This window comes from Sodalis sp. (in: enterobacteria), from assembly GCF_047607725.1.
Lineage (GTDB): Bacteria > Pseudomonadota > Gammaproteobacteria > Enterobacterales > Enterobacteriaceae > JBLKSS01.
Map to the genome: position 1 here is coordinate 1 of NZ_JBLKSS010000141.1, position 14883 is coordinate 14883.

Below are 14883 nucleotides of genomic sequence, written 5' to 3' on the forward strand. Positions count from 1 at the left end.
AAGTCCAGCGGGAAATTGGGACGACGTCTTGAGGGTTTTGGTGGGGTTTGTTTCATGAATTGCGCCCATTAAAAAAATAATGGACATCATCTTCAATAACTTGATGGGGAATTAACAGACGGCGCTGGGCGTACGCTTACAAAAAGACACATAATGTTCATTTATTACCTGCCGCGTGATGCGTTTGGACAATCTCATTATTAACGCGCTATATACGGTGAATATTAAAGCAATATGACAAACGGAAAAGGAAATCGGCCAGTAATGCGATTGCGATTATTTCTTACACCGCTTTGTTTAATTATCTTCTGGGTCGCGCGCCGGCCAAATTGGCATTAAGGGGGGTGACCAAGATGTCCGTTAAAGCTTTCGCACCCTGGCTGACGCGCTGGTTTACGCCGTCGGCTAAGAGGGGGCCGGCGCAAAACCGCTTCTACTGGGTCCGCAGGGACGCCAGGCCTGCAAAATACCGTTCCATTAGACAAACAGCCAACAGGCCTCAGTCCCCCCGACACGCCCCTCAGCCCAGCATCAAAATAGCAGGCCATCGGCACCACTACCTTCAGCGCCGCCGTACCCCAGGCTAAAGGCAAAATCACCTGTCAAAGCGTGATTTTACCGCCGATTTTTAACGCGGTGAAATCGGCATTATTGACGCCCGCCTCGCGCTGGGCGCGCAGTAACTCGCGCGGCGGCTCGTCCAGGGATTCATCCGCCAGCTCGAACACCCCCCAATGAATCGGGATCACCCGGGCTGCTGAAGTTCCTGATAAAAACGCACCGCCTCGGTGGAGCTCATGTGACTTTCCGCCATGAACCATTCTGGTGCATAAGCGCCAATGGGCAGCGCCGCCGCGTCAAACGGCCCCAGGCGTTGGCCGATCTCCGCCAACCGCGGGGTATAGCCGCTGTCGCCTGAAAAGAAGAAACGCCACCGCGACATGGACACCACCCAGCCGCACCATAAACTCCGGTTGCGGTCCCAGAGCGAGCGCATGCTCCAGTGACGTGCCGGGGTGCAGTGCAGCGCGAATTCCGGCGCAGTGACCGCATCCCACCAGTCGCATTCGGCCACGTGCTTGACCCCGTGTCGGCGTAACTAGGCGCCCATGCCCAAGGGTGCCACGACCCGTAACGCGGGAAAGCGTTTTAACAGTTGCCGCAGCGTGCCGTGGTCAAGATGATCGTAATGATTGTGGGAGTACAGCACCCAATCAATGTTGGGCAATTCGGCGACGGTCGCCGCCAAGGGCGTTTTGCGCACCGGGCCGGCAAACGGCAGCGGTGAGGCGCGCTTGCCAAGCGCCGGGTCGAACAGGATATGTTGCCCACCCACCCGCAGCAGCAGGCAGGCATGGCCAAGCCACCAAACGGCGTCTTTATGGCCGCTGAAGTCCGCTTTTTGCCACCACTAACGGATAAAGGCCTCATAGCCCTCGCCGGGCGGCCGCGGCAGCCCCTGCGCCTTGCGCTCCTCCCGCCAGCATTTCAGCGCCCCAGGATCGCGCAGGGAGATATCGGGATTGGTGAAACCGGTGGGTGTATGGTGGGACTTGGTAGGATCATACCAGCGATTTGGCTTGCTCATGATTTTTTGCACTCTCCCTGTCAGGGGCGGACAACGCAAAGGGATAAACCACCGTTCACAAGCCGGCGGGGGTTCACGCGCGTCGGGGGATTAACGTTCGGCGATAAAATCTTTAAACATGGTGGATTCGCCGGGAACGGGGGGTGAGGCCGGGTTCGGCGATTCTCCCCGGGTGAGTCTTGCCAACAGCTCGGTCTGCTGTTTCTGTTGCTCGAGAAGTTCGGTTAGCAAAGCTATCTGCTCGTTCGCTTTGACACTGGCGCGGCTCAGAAAAAACCAGACAACCAGCACGATGACGAATACCGCGACGGACGCCACGGCAATTGCGATATTCAGGCTGTTAACTCCCAACTCATTCATGAACTGACCTGCCACTCGTTAAACCAGTGGCTATATTATCACTCCGGGGCCGACTTAGTACCCCGCTGACAAAATTTGCCTGTTAACAGACGTTACCAAGGCATCCATTTGGTCACCAGACACATGCCGCTGAAAAAATCCCCTCCCTGCTCGCAAAAGCTATTCAGCGCCGACAGCCAAAGAGCCAAACAGAGCAGCAGAATCACGATCAATTTAATCGTTGTGCTTCTTTTCAAAACCCTATTCCTGAAATGCCTAATCAACTAATGTTATCCGCTTAAACTTAAACGAGAGATAACAGCACCTCATTTAGTTTTCATTGAAATGATTTTTAATTAATAAAATAAACCTGTAAAGTTAAATGGCCGCTCCCGGGGCGAGACGCGGCCACGAAACGGCTTTCAGTGGGGGGTGGCGCGCTCGAACTTCATGTCGATAAGGGCGATGGCTTTCTCAATCGCGCGCCGCGTAATGGGGTCACGGGTGGCGGGATGGGTGCCAAAGTCAATGTTTTTTAGCTGCGCGGACATTTTGTCGCGCACCTCCGCCGGCGCGATGATATCGATAACGTCTAGAATCTGTTTTATTACCAGCTGACAGGCGACGAGATCGGACACCAGTTCCTGGTTTTCAGTAAGGGATTGTGTCATTTTTTTTCCTTTATGCCTGAGCATCCGAACCGGAGGATCAAACAAGCCGGTTCGGTTATCGAGGGATTAAAACGGGTAGTCGTGGTAGCCTATCTGGCGGGAGATGGTGCGCGCCGCGTCGTGCAGCATTTTGACATAATCATTTTTGGCCTCTTCTGAGAAGCGAATAGTGGGAAACGATATGCTCAGGCCGGCGATGACGACGCCAAAGCGATCAAAAATCGGTACCGCGATGCAGCGCAACCCCTCCTCCTGCTCCTCGTTATCTTCGCCGAACCCCTGCGCGCGCACCCGCTCCAGCTCCGGCAACAGCGCCTCTCGGCTGGCGGCGGTGCGGGACGTACTGCGGGTGAAGACCACATCAGCCAGGATGTCGCTCGCCTCTGAGACGTCTCGCCAGGCTAGTAGCACCTTGCCAATAGCGGTACTGTAAAGTGGGTTACGGCGGCCGACGCGCGAATACATGCGTAAATTGTACAGCGAGTCGATTTTATGGATATAGACGATGCTGTCTTCATCCAGCGCGCCGAGGTGAATGGTTTCCCGCGTGAGGTTGGACAGCACCCGCATCTGAATATCGGCGATACGAATCAAGTCGACGTTTTGCAGCGCTTTCGCGCCCAGCTCAAACAGCTTAAGTGTTAATGAATACTTTTCCGATTCTCCCTCCTGCACGACATAACCCAGGGATTTCATCGTTTGCAGGAAGCGGTACACGGTACTTTTTGATATCATGACCCGCAGCGACAGTTCGGTGATGCCAATTTCACGCTCTTCCCCCAGCACCTGGAGGATGCCGAACACCTTCAATACCGACGACACCGAATCGGGTTGCCGGTCGACTTCTGCTATCGCCATGTTAATAAGTATCCTGTAAAGGGAGTTTTGCGTTTTAAAAAAATAGAACATGATTTTTAGTATAATGGCAAGGCTACAGCCTGTGCAATGCGCAATGGCGGTTCAGCCGCGTTGCCCGTTAGTTAGTATTTATTACATTTGCCGCGCGAAACGCCCCTCGCCGGTTGTAACAAAAGTGTTACAGTAAAGGCTTTTACGGACGAACGAACCTTAATGACCCACATCGACCATGACGGCGTACCCCTGCCGCAGCGCTACGGAGCCATTCTGACGATCGTGCTGAGCGCCTCCATTGCGGTTTTAGATGGCGCCATCGCCAACGTTGCCCTGCCCACCATTGCCCGTGAACTCCACGCCAGTCCGGCTGCATCGATTTGGGTGGTCAATGCCTATCAATTGGCGATTATTGTTTCATTGCTCTCCTTCGCCAGCCTCGGCGATATTTACGGGTACCGGCGTGTCTATCAATGCGGTCTGGCGGTATTCAGCCTAATGTCATTGCTGTGCGCGCTGTCCGACAGCTTATGGATGCTGATTGGGGCCCGCGTTCTGCAGGGACTCGGCGCCGCGGCGGTGATGAGTATCAATGGCGCGCTAATCCGAATCATCTATCCACAGCGTATTCTCGGCCGCGGTATGGCAATTAATACGCTGATGGTGGCGGTGTCCACCGCCGCCGGTCCCACGGTAGCGGCAGGCGTTCTGTCGGTGGCCAGCTGGCAGTGGCTGTTCGCGATTAATGTGCCTATCGGCCTCTTCGCCCTGTGGCTGGGACACCGGTTTTTGCCGGGCAACCCACAGAAGAACCGCGGCCGGCGTTTTAACGCCGCCAGCGCGCTGATGAATGCCTTGACCTTCGGCCTGCTGCCTTTCCGCGATGAGCGGTTTCGCCCAGCAGGTCAATGGCCGCTGGATTGCCATCTAGCTGTGTCTGGCCATCGCGGTGGGTGCCCTGTTCGTCCGCCACCAGCTGCGCCAGCGCTGGCCTCTGTTGCCGGTGGACCTGCTGCGTATCCCGCTGTTTTCCCTGTCCATGTGTACGTCCATCTGCTCTTTTAGCGCCCAAATGTTGGCAATGGTATCGCTGCCTTTTTATCTGCAAACCGTATTGGGCCGCACGGAGGTCGCAACGGGCCTGTTGCTTACGCCCTGGCCGCTGGCGACCATGGTTTTCGCCCCGCTGGCCGGCGCCTTGATAGGCCGGGTACACGCGGGTTTGTTGGGGGGGATCGGCATGTGCCTGTTTGCCGCGGGTCTATTCTCCCTGGCCTGGCTGCCGGCCGCGCCGACCGACGGCGAGATTATTTGGCGGATGATGCTGTGTGGCGCCGGTTTTGGGTTGTTCCAGTCTCCTAACAACCACACTATCATCACCTCGGCGCCGCGCAACCGCAGCGGCGGCGCCAGCAGCATGTTGGGCACCGCCCGCCTGTTCGGACAAACCAGCGGCGCCGCTCTGGTGGCGTTAATGTTCAATATGTTTGGCGACACCGGTACGCACGCCTCGCTGGTGCTGGCGGGCGTATTCGCCGCCGGCGCCGCGCTGGTCAGTTCGCTGAGCATTACCCAGGCCAACCCCCAGCAGGCGGTGGGGAAATAAACCCGGCGCATCAGGCGCTGGACGGGTTGGCGTGTCGGGCAAAAAAAAGAATCCCCATGCTGTAGGGGGATTCTTCAGTGGCTTGCCGCGCGGCCGGGCTGACATCACCCGTTACCGGACAGTTGCACATCTTACCGTTTCTCGGCCGACCACGACGGTTTAAAGCATCGCTGTTTCCCGGCTGGCGTCTCGGGGGGGGTTAAAAGCATTACCGGTTCCCGGCCGACGTTCGGCGGTTTACAGGCCGCCATCGCGAGGGGCGACATCACCCTCCCCGGCAGCGGCGCTGCCGGCGCGCCTTATTTCAGGTAGGCGCCGGAACGCAGTGCTTCAATCCGTTTATCCAGCGGGGGATGGGACATGAACAGTTCGCTGAACGTCTTGTTGCGGCCGTTGATGCAAAACGCCATCATGCTGCTGGCTTCCTGCGGCTCATAGCTGGTCTTTAACCGCTGAAGCGCCGCAATCATTTTCTCACGCCCCACCAGCCTGGCCGAACCAGCATCGGCGTGGAATTCGCGGTGACGCGAGAACCACAGGGTGATGATGCTCGCCAGTACCCCGAACACCAATTCCAGCACCATGGAGACGGCGAAATAGACCATCGGGTTGCCATTGCCGCTTTCACCCTCGTCGCGGTCCGACGACATGAACCCCGCCGCCAGCTGCGCCAGAATACGCGAGACGAAAATGACGAAGGTGTTCACCACGCCCTGGATCAGGGTCATGGTCACCATATCGCCATTGGCGATGTGGCTGATTTCGTGCGCGATGACCGCCTCTGCCTCGTCGCGGTTCATATTCTGCAGCAGGCCGGTGCTGACGGCCACCAGCGAGGCATCACGCCGCGCGCCGGTAGCGAAAGCGTTGATATCGGGCGCGTGATAAAGCGCCACCTGCGGCATGGCGATATTGGCCTGCTGCGCCTGCTGGCGGACGGTATTGAGCAGCCAGCGTTCGGTTTCATTGCGCGGCTGCTCAATCACTTCCCCGCCGACCGAGCGCAGCGCCATGGATTTTGACATTAACAGCGAAACGAAGGCTCCGCCGAAACCAAACAGCCCGGCCATAATCATTAATCCGGCGGCACTGGAGGACTGGATCTCGGTGAGGCTCAGTACAATACCGAACACCACCATCACCGCCAGGTTAGTGAGCAGGAAAAGAGCAATACGCATCATAAAATGTCAGGTTCCTCGGAAAAAATCACGCTTATTGCGTAACGTTAATCTAGGGTCTCGGCGGCGTTTTTCAAGCATTACGCGCCGATGAGTCGCTAAAAAGACATAACTTTACATTTTGTTAAACTTTTCGCCCCCGTCCCTGGGACGCGGCGAAAAAAAGGCGCCGGTTAAGGCGCCTTGTGACGTTGCTACCCCGCCGGCAGGGCGGCGGGTTGGCTGGTCTCGGCATGGGCGAGATCCAGCGCAATCTGCACCGTTTCATCCAGATAGGGATCCGGCTCTTTATAATCCTTGGGGATGGATTCCAAATTCTTCACCGGTTTCTTACCCTGACGCACCAGCCGCTCGTTCGTGCGCTGCAGGCGGATAGCATCATCCTCGTGGTTCTCCTTCTCCCGCTGGGCGAGATTGAGGGAGACCCAATTGCGTTTCTCCTTCATGGCGTGGAAACGCGCGATATCCTGTTGGATATATTGGAATTCAGGATCTTTGGCGATGCGCGCCTGATGCGCTTTGAGCAACTCGGCCGAGAACGGCTTCAAATCGCCAGCCTTGGTATAGGTGGCCGCGTTGATGCTGTCCCAGGGCAGCGCATTATCTTCAAATTTTTCGCCGGTTTCGACGGTTTCGGTGCCGGTGGGCATGATGATATCAGGCACCACGCCTTTACGCTGCGTGCCGCCGCCGTTAACCCGGTAAAATTTCTGGATAGTGTATTGGATAGACCCCAGCGCCGGCCATTCCGGACGCAGCATCTGATCATAGATACGGTTCAGCGAACGGTATTGCTGTACCGTGCCTTTGCCGAAGGTCGGCTCGCCGACCACCAGCGCCCGGCCATAATCCTGCATCGCCGCGGCGAAGATCTCCGACGCGGAGGCGCTGAACCTGTCGACCAGCACCACCAATAGTCCTTTATAATAGACAATACCGTCGGTATCGCTGTCCTCGTGGATTTTACCGTTGTTATCGCGCACCTGCACGACCGGCCCGCTGGGGATAAACAGCCCCGATAGCGATACGGCTTCGGTCAGCGCACCGCCGCCGTTGGCGCGCAAATCGATAATGACGCTTTGCACGTTCTGTTTTTCCAGCTTTTGCAGTTGCACCTTAACATCATCGGTCAGGCCCACATAAAAACCGGGAATATCCAAAACGCCTACTTTTTCCTTGCTGATGGTTTTCACTGACATTTTCACCGCCCGATCCTCAAGCCGGATACGCTCGCGGGTAACGGTGACGATACGGGTTTTGGTGCCCTTGCCGGCGGGCAATATTTCCAGGCGCACTTTGCTGCCCTTCGGCCCTTTTATCAGCGACACCACGTCATCCAGCCGCCAGCCGATAACATCCACCATCGGTTTGCCGGTCTGGCCCACACCCACCACGCGGTCGCCCACGGTAATCGCTTTGCTTTTCACCGCCGGGCCGCCCGGTACCAGCGAGTTTATCACCGTGTAATCATCATCCATTTGCAACACCGCGCCGATGCCTTCCAGCGACAGGCTCATCTCTGTGTTGAACTGCTCGGTATTGCGCGGGGAAAGGTAATTGGTGTGCGGATCGATTTCATGGGCGAAAGCGTTCATGATCAGCTGGAAAACGTCTTCGCTATTGCTTTGCGCCAGGCGCCGGATGGCGAACTGATAGCGCTTGGTCAAAATGTCGCGGATCTCTTTCTCGTCTTTGCCGGTGAGCTTGAGATTCAGCGCGTCATACTTCACCTTGGCATCCCATAGCGCGTCGAGCTCAGCGGTGGTCTTGGGCCAAGGGGCTTTGCTGCGGTCGATTTCGATGGCGCCGTTACCGTTGAAATCCATCGGTTTAGCCAACTGCGCCAGCGCATACTGATAACGCTCAAACCGGCGCTTTTCCGCCAGGTTGTACATCGCGTACGGCAAATCCAGTTTACCGCTCTTGAGCTCATCGGCCAGCTGTGATTTTTGGGCAGCGAACTGCACAATATCTGACGCCAGCAACACATTGTGACTGTAGTCGAGCATGTTGAGGTAACGGTCGAAAATTTTGCCGGCGAAGACCCCGTCCAGATCGAACTGGCGATAGTGCGACCGCGTAAAACGCGCGCTGACCCGCTGGCTCACCGTCTGCTGCAGTGCTTCTTCTTTCAACGCCGGGATCTGATCGGCGCGGGTGATGTCGTCTTTCGCCATCGCCCCGCCCGCCAGCAGCGCCCCCGCCATCATGGCGACTCTGACAAATGTGTTCATGCCCTGGTTGGCCTCCGTATCAGAACTGCAGGTGTTCTGCGCGTACTATCAAAGCCATCCCGGAAGAGAGCTGCACTCGTACCCCTTCTTTGGCGATTTCCATGACGGTTGCGTCCATGGGATTTTTACCCACTTTGACTTTGATAGCCTGGCCGATTTGCAACGTGGAAATATCGGTGACAGGCACGGTTTTGACGACCGGCGCCGTTTGCCTGGGGGCAGACGCAGGACGTTCTTGTTTGGGACGGGGTTTGCGAGGCGCGACGGCGTCACTCTTGGCGGGCCGCTTGGCCGCAGCGGGACGACGTGGCGCAACGGCCTCGCCGTTTTCGCGTTTCTTCGCCTGCTGGGCGGCGCGCTGAAGCTGAACGCGGGCCTTGGCTTCCTCTAATTGCTTGCGCGCATGTTCAACATGCTGCGTTTCCAGCTTGCCGCAGGGATTACCATCGAGATCAACGCGCTGCGCGCCAAGCTTTATCCCGTAAAGGTAACGCCAGCTTGAAGTATAAAGGCGCAATGCGGAACGCAATTGCGTCTTGCTGATATTGTCTTCGCCCTGAACCCGTTCAACGAGGTCCTGAAAAATGCCTATCTTAAGCGGCCTGACTTCACCTTCGGCCGTGAAACAGAGCGGGAAATGCTCCGCCAGAAAGGCAATGACTTCTTTGTTGCTGTTCAACTTAGGTTGATTTTCCATGAATTTTCCTGATTACAACGGGTTTGCCAACCAGCGCAGGCATGAACAGGCGTCATTATAATGACGCCATCGGCAAATGCCACGTTATCCGTATATCATTATCAAGTATTAGTGATAAATTTGCGCATATTGGTGGTTCCCAACTGCCGGCAGAGATAATCCAGCACCGCCTTCAGTCCATCTTCATCATCCTGATCGAAGCGTTGATAAATCGTGCTATCGATATCCAAAACCCCCACCACGCGTTCATCCATTGTGATAGGCAATACGATTTCCGCGTTACTGGCGCCGTCGCAGGCAATATGGCCTGGAAAAGCATGCACATCGCCGATACGCTGAATCCGGTTTTCCGCCGCCGCGGGGCCGCAGACGCCTTTACCTAGCGGGATGCGCACGCAGGCGACCTTGCCCTGAAAGGGCCCGAGCACAAGTATATCACCCTCGAGTAAATAAAAACCGGCCCAGTTTACCCCTTCCAGACGTTCATAAAGTAAGGCGCTGGCGTTGGCCAACGCGGCGATAAAGTGCGTTTCGCCCTCAAGGAGTGCCGACATATCTTGCAATAATTCGGCGTAAAATTGTTGTTTTTTCATAATAACCATTAAATGAGCTAATCTTTGTGTTAGCAGACGGCACACCAGCCTCTATAAAATAAGCAATAAATGCCCAAAGCCACAAGATTAATCCGTTATGACTTCGCAAAGTGTTCGCGCGCGGGTATGTTTGCCCGGCCAGACAGGCGTTGCGCCGGCGGTTTATTATAACCCGCTAACGGCGGCGTGCAGGGTGAAAAATGAGGTGTGAGGGAGGCGTAAACGCCGCGCGATGAAAATAACCGCGATTCATGATGCCTTTCCGTCCGGCCAATATCAACGCTGTCCGGAATGCAATGTCTTATTTATCCTGCCGCCCCTCGGCGATAACCAGGATGCCTGCTGCCCGCGCTGCCAAGCGAAAGTGGTACGCGGGCGTGACTGGAGCATGACGCGCCTGGCGGCGCTGGCGGTCACGCTGCTGCTGCTGATGCCTTTTGCCTATACCGAACCGTTGATAAGCATCCGGTTGCTGGGCACGCCGATTAGCGCCAGTTTGCTGCAGGGCAACGTCATTACCGCCAGCATGGTGGCGTTTTGTACCGTCGGTGCGCCCGTCACGCTGGTCTTTTCGCTGTTGTATTTGTATTTTGGCCAGCGCGTGGGCCTGAATTTGCGCCCCGTGCTGTTGATGCTGCACAGGCTAAAAGAATAGGTAATGCTCGATATTTATTTAGTCGGCATGGCCGTGGCGTCCATAAAAGTAAAGGATTACGCCGATGTGACCACCGGACTGGGTTTAACCGCCTATGTTATTTTGACGCTGATCAGCATCCTGACTTTAATCAAGCTCAATACCGGCCAGCTGTGGCAGCACTATTTTCCACAGCCGGCACCGCGTCCGGGGATGCCGCTAACCGGCGCGCTGCGCGTCTGTCTCGGCTGTCGATTCACCGGCCTGCCTGACGCCCGCGGCCGCTGCCCGCGCGGCCATACCCCGCTGCGCCGCCGCCGGCGCCACAGTCTGCAAAAGGCCTGGGCCGCCCTCCTCGCCGCAATTATTATGCTGATCCCCGCCAATATGCTGCCGATATCCATTATTTATCTGAATGGCAGCCGCAACCAGGATACGATTATGTCCGGCATTATGTCCCTGGCGCAGGGAAATTTCGCGGTGGCGGCAGTTGTCTTTATCGCCAGCATTTTGGTGCCATTTATCAAAATTATTGTGCTGTTTACGCTGTTGCTGAGCATCCACTTCAAGGTTCGGCACGGCATGAAAACACGCGTTCGGCTGCTGCGATTCGTTATCTGGATTGGACGCTGGTCAATGCTGGATTTGTTTGTTATCTCAATTACCCTGTCGCTGGTTGATAGGGATCAGTTGCTCGCCTTTACGCCGGGACCGGCCGGCTTTTATTTTGGCTCCGCCGTAATTTTGACAATTCTTGCTGTCGAGTGGTTGGACAGCCGTTTGTTATGGGACGCACATGCCACACACGCCGACTACACCGATTAATGCGACCGTCCGCACCAAGCGTCGTATTTCGCCTTTCTGGCTATTGCCGTTTATTGCCCTGCTGATTGCCGGCTGGCTGGTCTACAGCACGCTGCAAGAGCGCGGTGCCACGGTGACGATTGATTTCGTCTCCGCCGATGGCATCGTCGCCGGGCGCACGCCGGTGTGTTATCAGGGTGTTGAGGTCGGCACCGTGCAAAATATCAAGCTCAGCGACGACTTGCGCACCATTAAGGTCGAGGCCAGCATCAAAAGCGATATGCGTGACGCGCTGCGCGAAGGGACGCAATTTTAGCTGGTGACGCCCAAGGCATCACTGGCCGGTATTTCCGGCCTGGACGCTCTGGTCGGCGGCAATTACATCGGCATGATGCCGGGTAAAGGTAACGAACAGACCCATTTCACCGCCCTGGATACCCAACCCAAATATCGCGTGAACACCGGCGAGTTGCTGGTACATTTGCAGGCGGACAATTTGGGTTCGCTCAGCACCGGTTCGCTGGTATATTTCCGCAAGCTGCCGGTCGGCAAGGTTTACGATTTCGATATTGCCCGCAACCGTAAAGGCGTAAATATCGATGTGCTTATCGATCGCCGCTTTACCCATCTGGTGAAAAAAGACAGCCGTTTCTGGAATGTCTTCGACCTGAAGGCCAATGTCGATCTTCATGGCGCGCGGGTAGAAATGGAGAGCGTGGCGGCGTTGGTCAACGACTCTATCGCCTTCGACTCCCCCGCCAATAGCGCTCAGGCCAGCACCGACGATAATTATCAGTTTTATCCCGACCTGGCCCACAGTCAGCGCGGTGTCATTATTACCCTCGATCTGCCCGACGGCAGTCATCTTAGCGCCGGGCATACCCCTCTGCTGTATCAGGGGTTGGAAGTCGGCATGCTAACCAAGATTACCCTAGGTAAAGACCGGCACGTCACCGGCGAATTGACCCTCAATCCGTCGGTCGCGGATCTGATGCGCAGCGGGACCCTCATTGTAATGACGACCCTGCAGCTGTCGCTGACCCAGCCTGATTTCAGCGGTCTGCTGGCAGGCACTACGCTGGAGCTGATTCCCGGCGAAGGAGAGCCGCAGCAGCGTTTTACGGTACCCGACAGCAACCGTAACCTCCTTCAGTTGCCCGGGGTGAAAATCTTCACCCTGAGCGCGCTGCAAAGCTATGGCATCGACGCCGGGCAGCCGCTGACGATGAAAGGGATACAGGTGGGTAAGATCATCGCGCGGCAGCTTACGGGCGATAGGATCGTTTTCAGCGCCGCGGTGAAGCCGGAGTTCGCTGACGTTATTCATCAAGATACCAAGTTTGTCGTCAATAGCCGGGTGGATGTCAAATTCGGCCTGGATGGCGTAAGGGTATTGGGTACCAGTGCGCAGGAGTGGCTGGACGGCGGCGTAGAAGTGATACCGGGCGCACAGGGGCCGGCGCAAAGCCATTACCCGCTGTACGGCAATCGTGAAATGGCCGAACAAGGTATTCAGGGGGACAGACCCAACGCCACGTTGACGCTGACCGCCTCCGATCTGCCCGACATCCAGACCGGTTCGATAGTGCTTTACCGCAAATTTCAGGTGGGTGAGATTGTGGACGTGTGGCCCACGCCGCAAGACTTTAAAGTCGATGTTTACATCCAACCCAAATACCGTAATTTGTTGAGCGATAAGAGCGTGTTCTGGGCCGAAGGCGGCGCCCGGGTACAAATTAACGGCAGCGGCCTGACGGTTCAGGCCTCGCCGCTGAACCGCACCTTGAAGGGGGCAGTGAGTTTCGACAATTTGGCGGGCGCCTCGGTGGTGAAGGGCGCGCCGCGTAAGCTCTACGGTTCGGAAAACGCCACGCGGGCGGTGGGCAGCCAGATCGTGCTGCGCACCTACTACGCCAGTAAGCTCTCCCCCGGCAATAACCTGGTGCTGGCGCAGGCGGTGTTGTACCCCGAATACGTGCAGACGTTTGCCCGCAACGGAACGCGGTTTTCGGTGGTGACGCCGGAAATCTCCGCCGCCGGGGTAAACCATCTGGAAACGCTGCTGCAACCGTATATCAACGTCGAGCCAGGCAAAGGGGCGGCCGCGCGCGAATTTGAATTGCAGCAGACCACCATCACCGATTCTCGTTATCTGAATGGGCTGAATATCGTCGTGGATACGCCTGAAGCCGGCAGTTTACAGGTCGGTACGCCGGTGCTGTATCGCGGCATTGAGGTGGGCACGGTCACCGACCTGACCCTCGGCGCGCTGACTGACCGGGTCTATGTGGCGCTGCGCATCAGTCGCCAATATCAGCACCTGGTGCGCACCAACTCCGTTTTCTGGCTGGCTTCCGGCTACGACATCAAGTTCGGCCTGACCGGCGGCAGCGTGAAGAGCGGCACCTTCCAGCAGTTCGTCCGCGGCGGCATCGCGTTTGCTACCCCGCCGCCGCCGCCGCTGGCGCCGAAGGCGACCGAGGGCCGGCATTTTTTGCTCTATAGCGAAGAACAAAAAGAGTGGAAAAGCTGGGGTACCGCCGTCCCGCCGAACTGATAGCGTGACGGCCTGGCGTGGGCGCACGCCTCCCTCCTCCTTATCCGATAGCTGGTGAGAAGGAGGACGCGAAGCGGCAAAGGCAAGTTAGGCGGCAGCGAGGGCAAAGGGGCAAAGGGGCAAAGGGGCAAAGGCAGGATTTAGCTTTTCGTGCTGCTTGCGCTATACTGCAATAACTCTTTGCCGCAGGAGTACGAGGAGTACGCCTTTCTCACCTCACAGCATAAGGGGCCTATTCATGACCAAGGCAACAGTGCAAATCAGCAGTTTTGCCGTTGACGATGCCACCCTTTCCTCCGGTGATGATCAACGGGTCCAGAGTATCGTCAGTATTCCGTGTAAATCCGACCCTGATCTGTGTTTGCAGCTCGATGGCTGGGATGAACAGACCGGTATCCCGGCGTTTCTGGACGGGAAAGAACACATCTTGTTTCGCCAGCATTACGATCACGACAACGATGCCTGGATCATGCGCCTCGAATAACCGTCCCGTCCTCGCGGGAGGCTACTGTTTTACCGTCCGTTTCCCCCTCTTTAACCACGCGGCGAGTCAGGCGCCAGCGCCCCGTTTGCCATCCCCGGTCCATCGACCGCACCACCTCTGCGTCAAGGGCCTTCGCCCGGCTTGATGTGGACTCGCCGCACCCTCATCGCCGGCCCCGGCAAACGCTGCGGGCAAAGTTCGCCGCGTATGATAAACGTCTGGTACGGCATCAGGTAATGGCAACAGATAAAGGCATTAAGTGAAAGTGTTCAGGAAAAGGCGCCAGCTAAAGGCATCAAATTAAGACATCAGGTTAAGGCATTGGGTTAAGGCGTCAGGTTAAGGCATCGGGTAAGTGTGTCAGGTAAAAGCGCCAGGCAAAAAAATCAGCCCGCAGGCTGAGAAGAGGAATCAAAACACGTAACAATACGAATGAGGGTAGGAAAATAATAAAGCCCTCACGGCGTGCTGGTTCCGGTCACGTCCGATCACTGACTCCGATTTCACCCGATCACTGATTCCGGTCGCCCGATCAGCGATTCCGATTCTGTCCGATCGCTCATCTTCTGTTCCGCCATACTCTGGAGACTTTTAGCTTCCGGGGGTATGGCATGGCACGTAAAAAGAAGAACGCGAGAACAGAAAT

The 14883-nt window shown here is 56.5% G+C and carries 9 protein-coding genes and 4 pseudogenes; 4 read left to right on the plus strand and 9 right to left on the minus strand.

From position 1 onward, the window contains the following. Positions 1 to 602: 602 nt before the first annotated feature. From ACMX3H_RS12925 to kdgR, 5 genes and pseudogenes are all read right to left on the minus strand, one after another. Positions 603 to 1588: pseudogene (locus ACMX3H_RS12925) on the minus strand (MBL fold metallo-hydrolase). A 90-nt stretch (positions 1589 to 1678) separates the two neighbouring features. Next, entirely contained in the window at positions 1679 to 1948 is a 270-nt protein-coding gene (locus ACMX3H_RS12930; RefSeq protein ID WP_415211124.1) for a YebO family protein, read from the minus strand. Positions 1949 to 2040: 92 nt separating this feature from the next. After that, positions 2041 to 2184, minus strand: coding sequence for a PhoP/PhoQ regulator MgrB (gene mgrB / locus ACMX3H_RS12935; RefSeq protein WP_415211125.1), 144 nt, complete (start codon positions 2182 to 2184; stop codon positions 2041 to 2043). A 165-nt stretch (positions 2185 to 2349) separates the two neighbouring features. Then, on the minus strand, positions 2350 to 2598 hold the full coding sequence (locus tag ACMX3H_RS12940; RefSeq protein ID WP_415211126.1) for a DUF2766 family protein: 249 nt from the start codon (positions 2596 to 2598) through the stop codon (positions 2350 to 2352). Positions 2599 to 2664: 66 nt separating this feature from the next. Continuing rightward, positions 2665 to 3456 carry a DNA-binding transcriptional regulator KdgR gene (gene kdgR / locus ACMX3H_RS12945; protein WP_415211127.1) on the minus strand — a complete coding sequence of 264 codons (792 nt, stop codon included), beginning with the start codon at positions 3454 to 3456 and terminating at the stop codon, positions 2665 to 2667. Between the two features lie 213 nt (positions 3457 to 3669). Between kdgR and ACMX3H_RS12950 the strand changes: the two are divergent. Further along, positions 3670 to 5056: pseudogene (locus ACMX3H_RS12950) on the plus strand (MFS transporter). A 299-nt stretch (positions 5057 to 5355) separates the two neighbouring features. On the opposite strand, the gene htpX reads toward ACMX3H_RS12950, so the two are convergent. The 4 genes from htpX to ACMX3H_RS12970 form a co-directional block, all read right to left on the minus strand. Beyond that, positions 5356 to 6237 carry a protease HtpX gene (gene htpX, locus ACMX3H_RS12955; protein WP_415211128.1) on the minus strand — a complete coding sequence of 294 codons (882 nt, stop codon included), beginning with the start codon at positions 6235 to 6237 and terminating at the stop codon, positions 5356 to 5358. A gap of 191 nt (positions 6238 to 6428) precedes the next feature. Beyond that, positions 6429 to 8468 carry a carboxy terminal-processing peptidase gene (prc, locus tag ACMX3H_RS12960; RefSeq protein ID WP_415211129.1) on the minus strand — a complete coding sequence of 680 codons (2040 nt, stop codon included), beginning with the start codon at positions 8466 to 8468 and terminating at the stop codon, positions 6429 to 6431. A 19-nt stretch (positions 8469 to 8487) separates the two neighbouring features. Further along, positions 8488 to 9165, minus strand: coding sequence for an RNA chaperone ProQ (gene proQ / locus ACMX3H_RS12965; RefSeq protein WP_415211130.1), 678 nt, complete (start codon positions 9163 to 9165; stop codon positions 8488 to 8490). A 101-nt stretch (positions 9166 to 9266) separates the two neighbouring features. Further along, positions 9267 to 9758: a GAF domain-containing protein gene (locus tag ACMX3H_RS12970; protein ID WP_415211131.1), complete on the minus strand. Its 492-nt coding sequence runs from the start codon at positions 9756 to 9758 to the stop codon at positions 9267 to 9269. A gap of 232 nt (positions 9759 to 9990) precedes the next feature. Here ACMX3H_RS12970 and yebS point away from each other — a divergent pair. The 3 genes and pseudogenes from yebS to ACMX3H_RS12985 all read left to right on the plus strand — a co-directional run bounded on the left by yebS (position 9991) and on the right by ACMX3H_RS12985 (position 14237). Continuing rightward, positions 9991 to 11217 (plus strand): annotated as a pseudogene (yebS, locus tag ACMX3H_RS12975) (membrane integrity lipid transport subunit YebS). Continuing rightward, positions 11189 to 13753 (plus strand): annotated as a pseudogene (locus ACMX3H_RS12980) (MlaD family protein). The pseudogenes yebS and ACMX3H_RS12980 overlap by 29 nt, the downstream one beginning before the upstream one ends. A 238-nt stretch (positions 13754 to 13991) precedes the next feature. Further along, entirely contained in the window at positions 13992 to 14237 is a 246-nt protein-coding gene (locus ACMX3H_RS12985) for a DUF1480 family protein (RefSeq protein WP_415211132.1), read from the plus strand. Positions 14238 to 14883: the final 646 nt, after the last annotated feature.

Coding starts and splice junctions, on each gene's coding strand:
- ACMX3H_RS12985 (WP_415211132.1), top strand. CDS start 13,992: ATGACCAAGGCAACAGTGCAAATCAGCAGTTTTGCCGTTGACGATGCC.
- ACMX3H_RS12970 (WP_415211131.1), bottom strand. CDS start 9,758: ATGAAAAAACAACAATTTTACGCCGAATTATTGCAAGATATGTCGGCA.
- kdgR (WP_415211127.1), bottom strand. CDS start 3,456: ATGGCGATAGCAGAAGTCGACCGGCAACCCGATTCGGTGTCGTCGGTA.
- ACMX3H_RS12930 (WP_415211124.1), bottom strand. CDS start 1,948: ATGAATGAGTTGGGAGTTAACAGCCTGAATATCGCAATTGCCGTGGCG.
- prc (WP_415211129.1), bottom strand. CDS start 8,468: ATGAACACATTTGTCAGAGTCGCCATGATGGCGGGGGCGCTGCTGGCG.
- htpX (WP_415211128.1), bottom strand. CDS start 6,237: ATGATGCGTATTGCTCTTTTCCTGCTCACTAACCTGGCGGTGATGGTG.
- proQ (WP_415211130.1), bottom strand. CDS start 9,165: ATGGAAAATCAACCTAAGTTGAACAGCAACAAAGAAGTCATTGCCTTT.
- ACMX3H_RS12940 (WP_415211126.1), bottom strand. CDS start 2,598: ATGACACAATCCCTTACTGAAAACCAGGAACTGGTGTCCGATCTCGTC.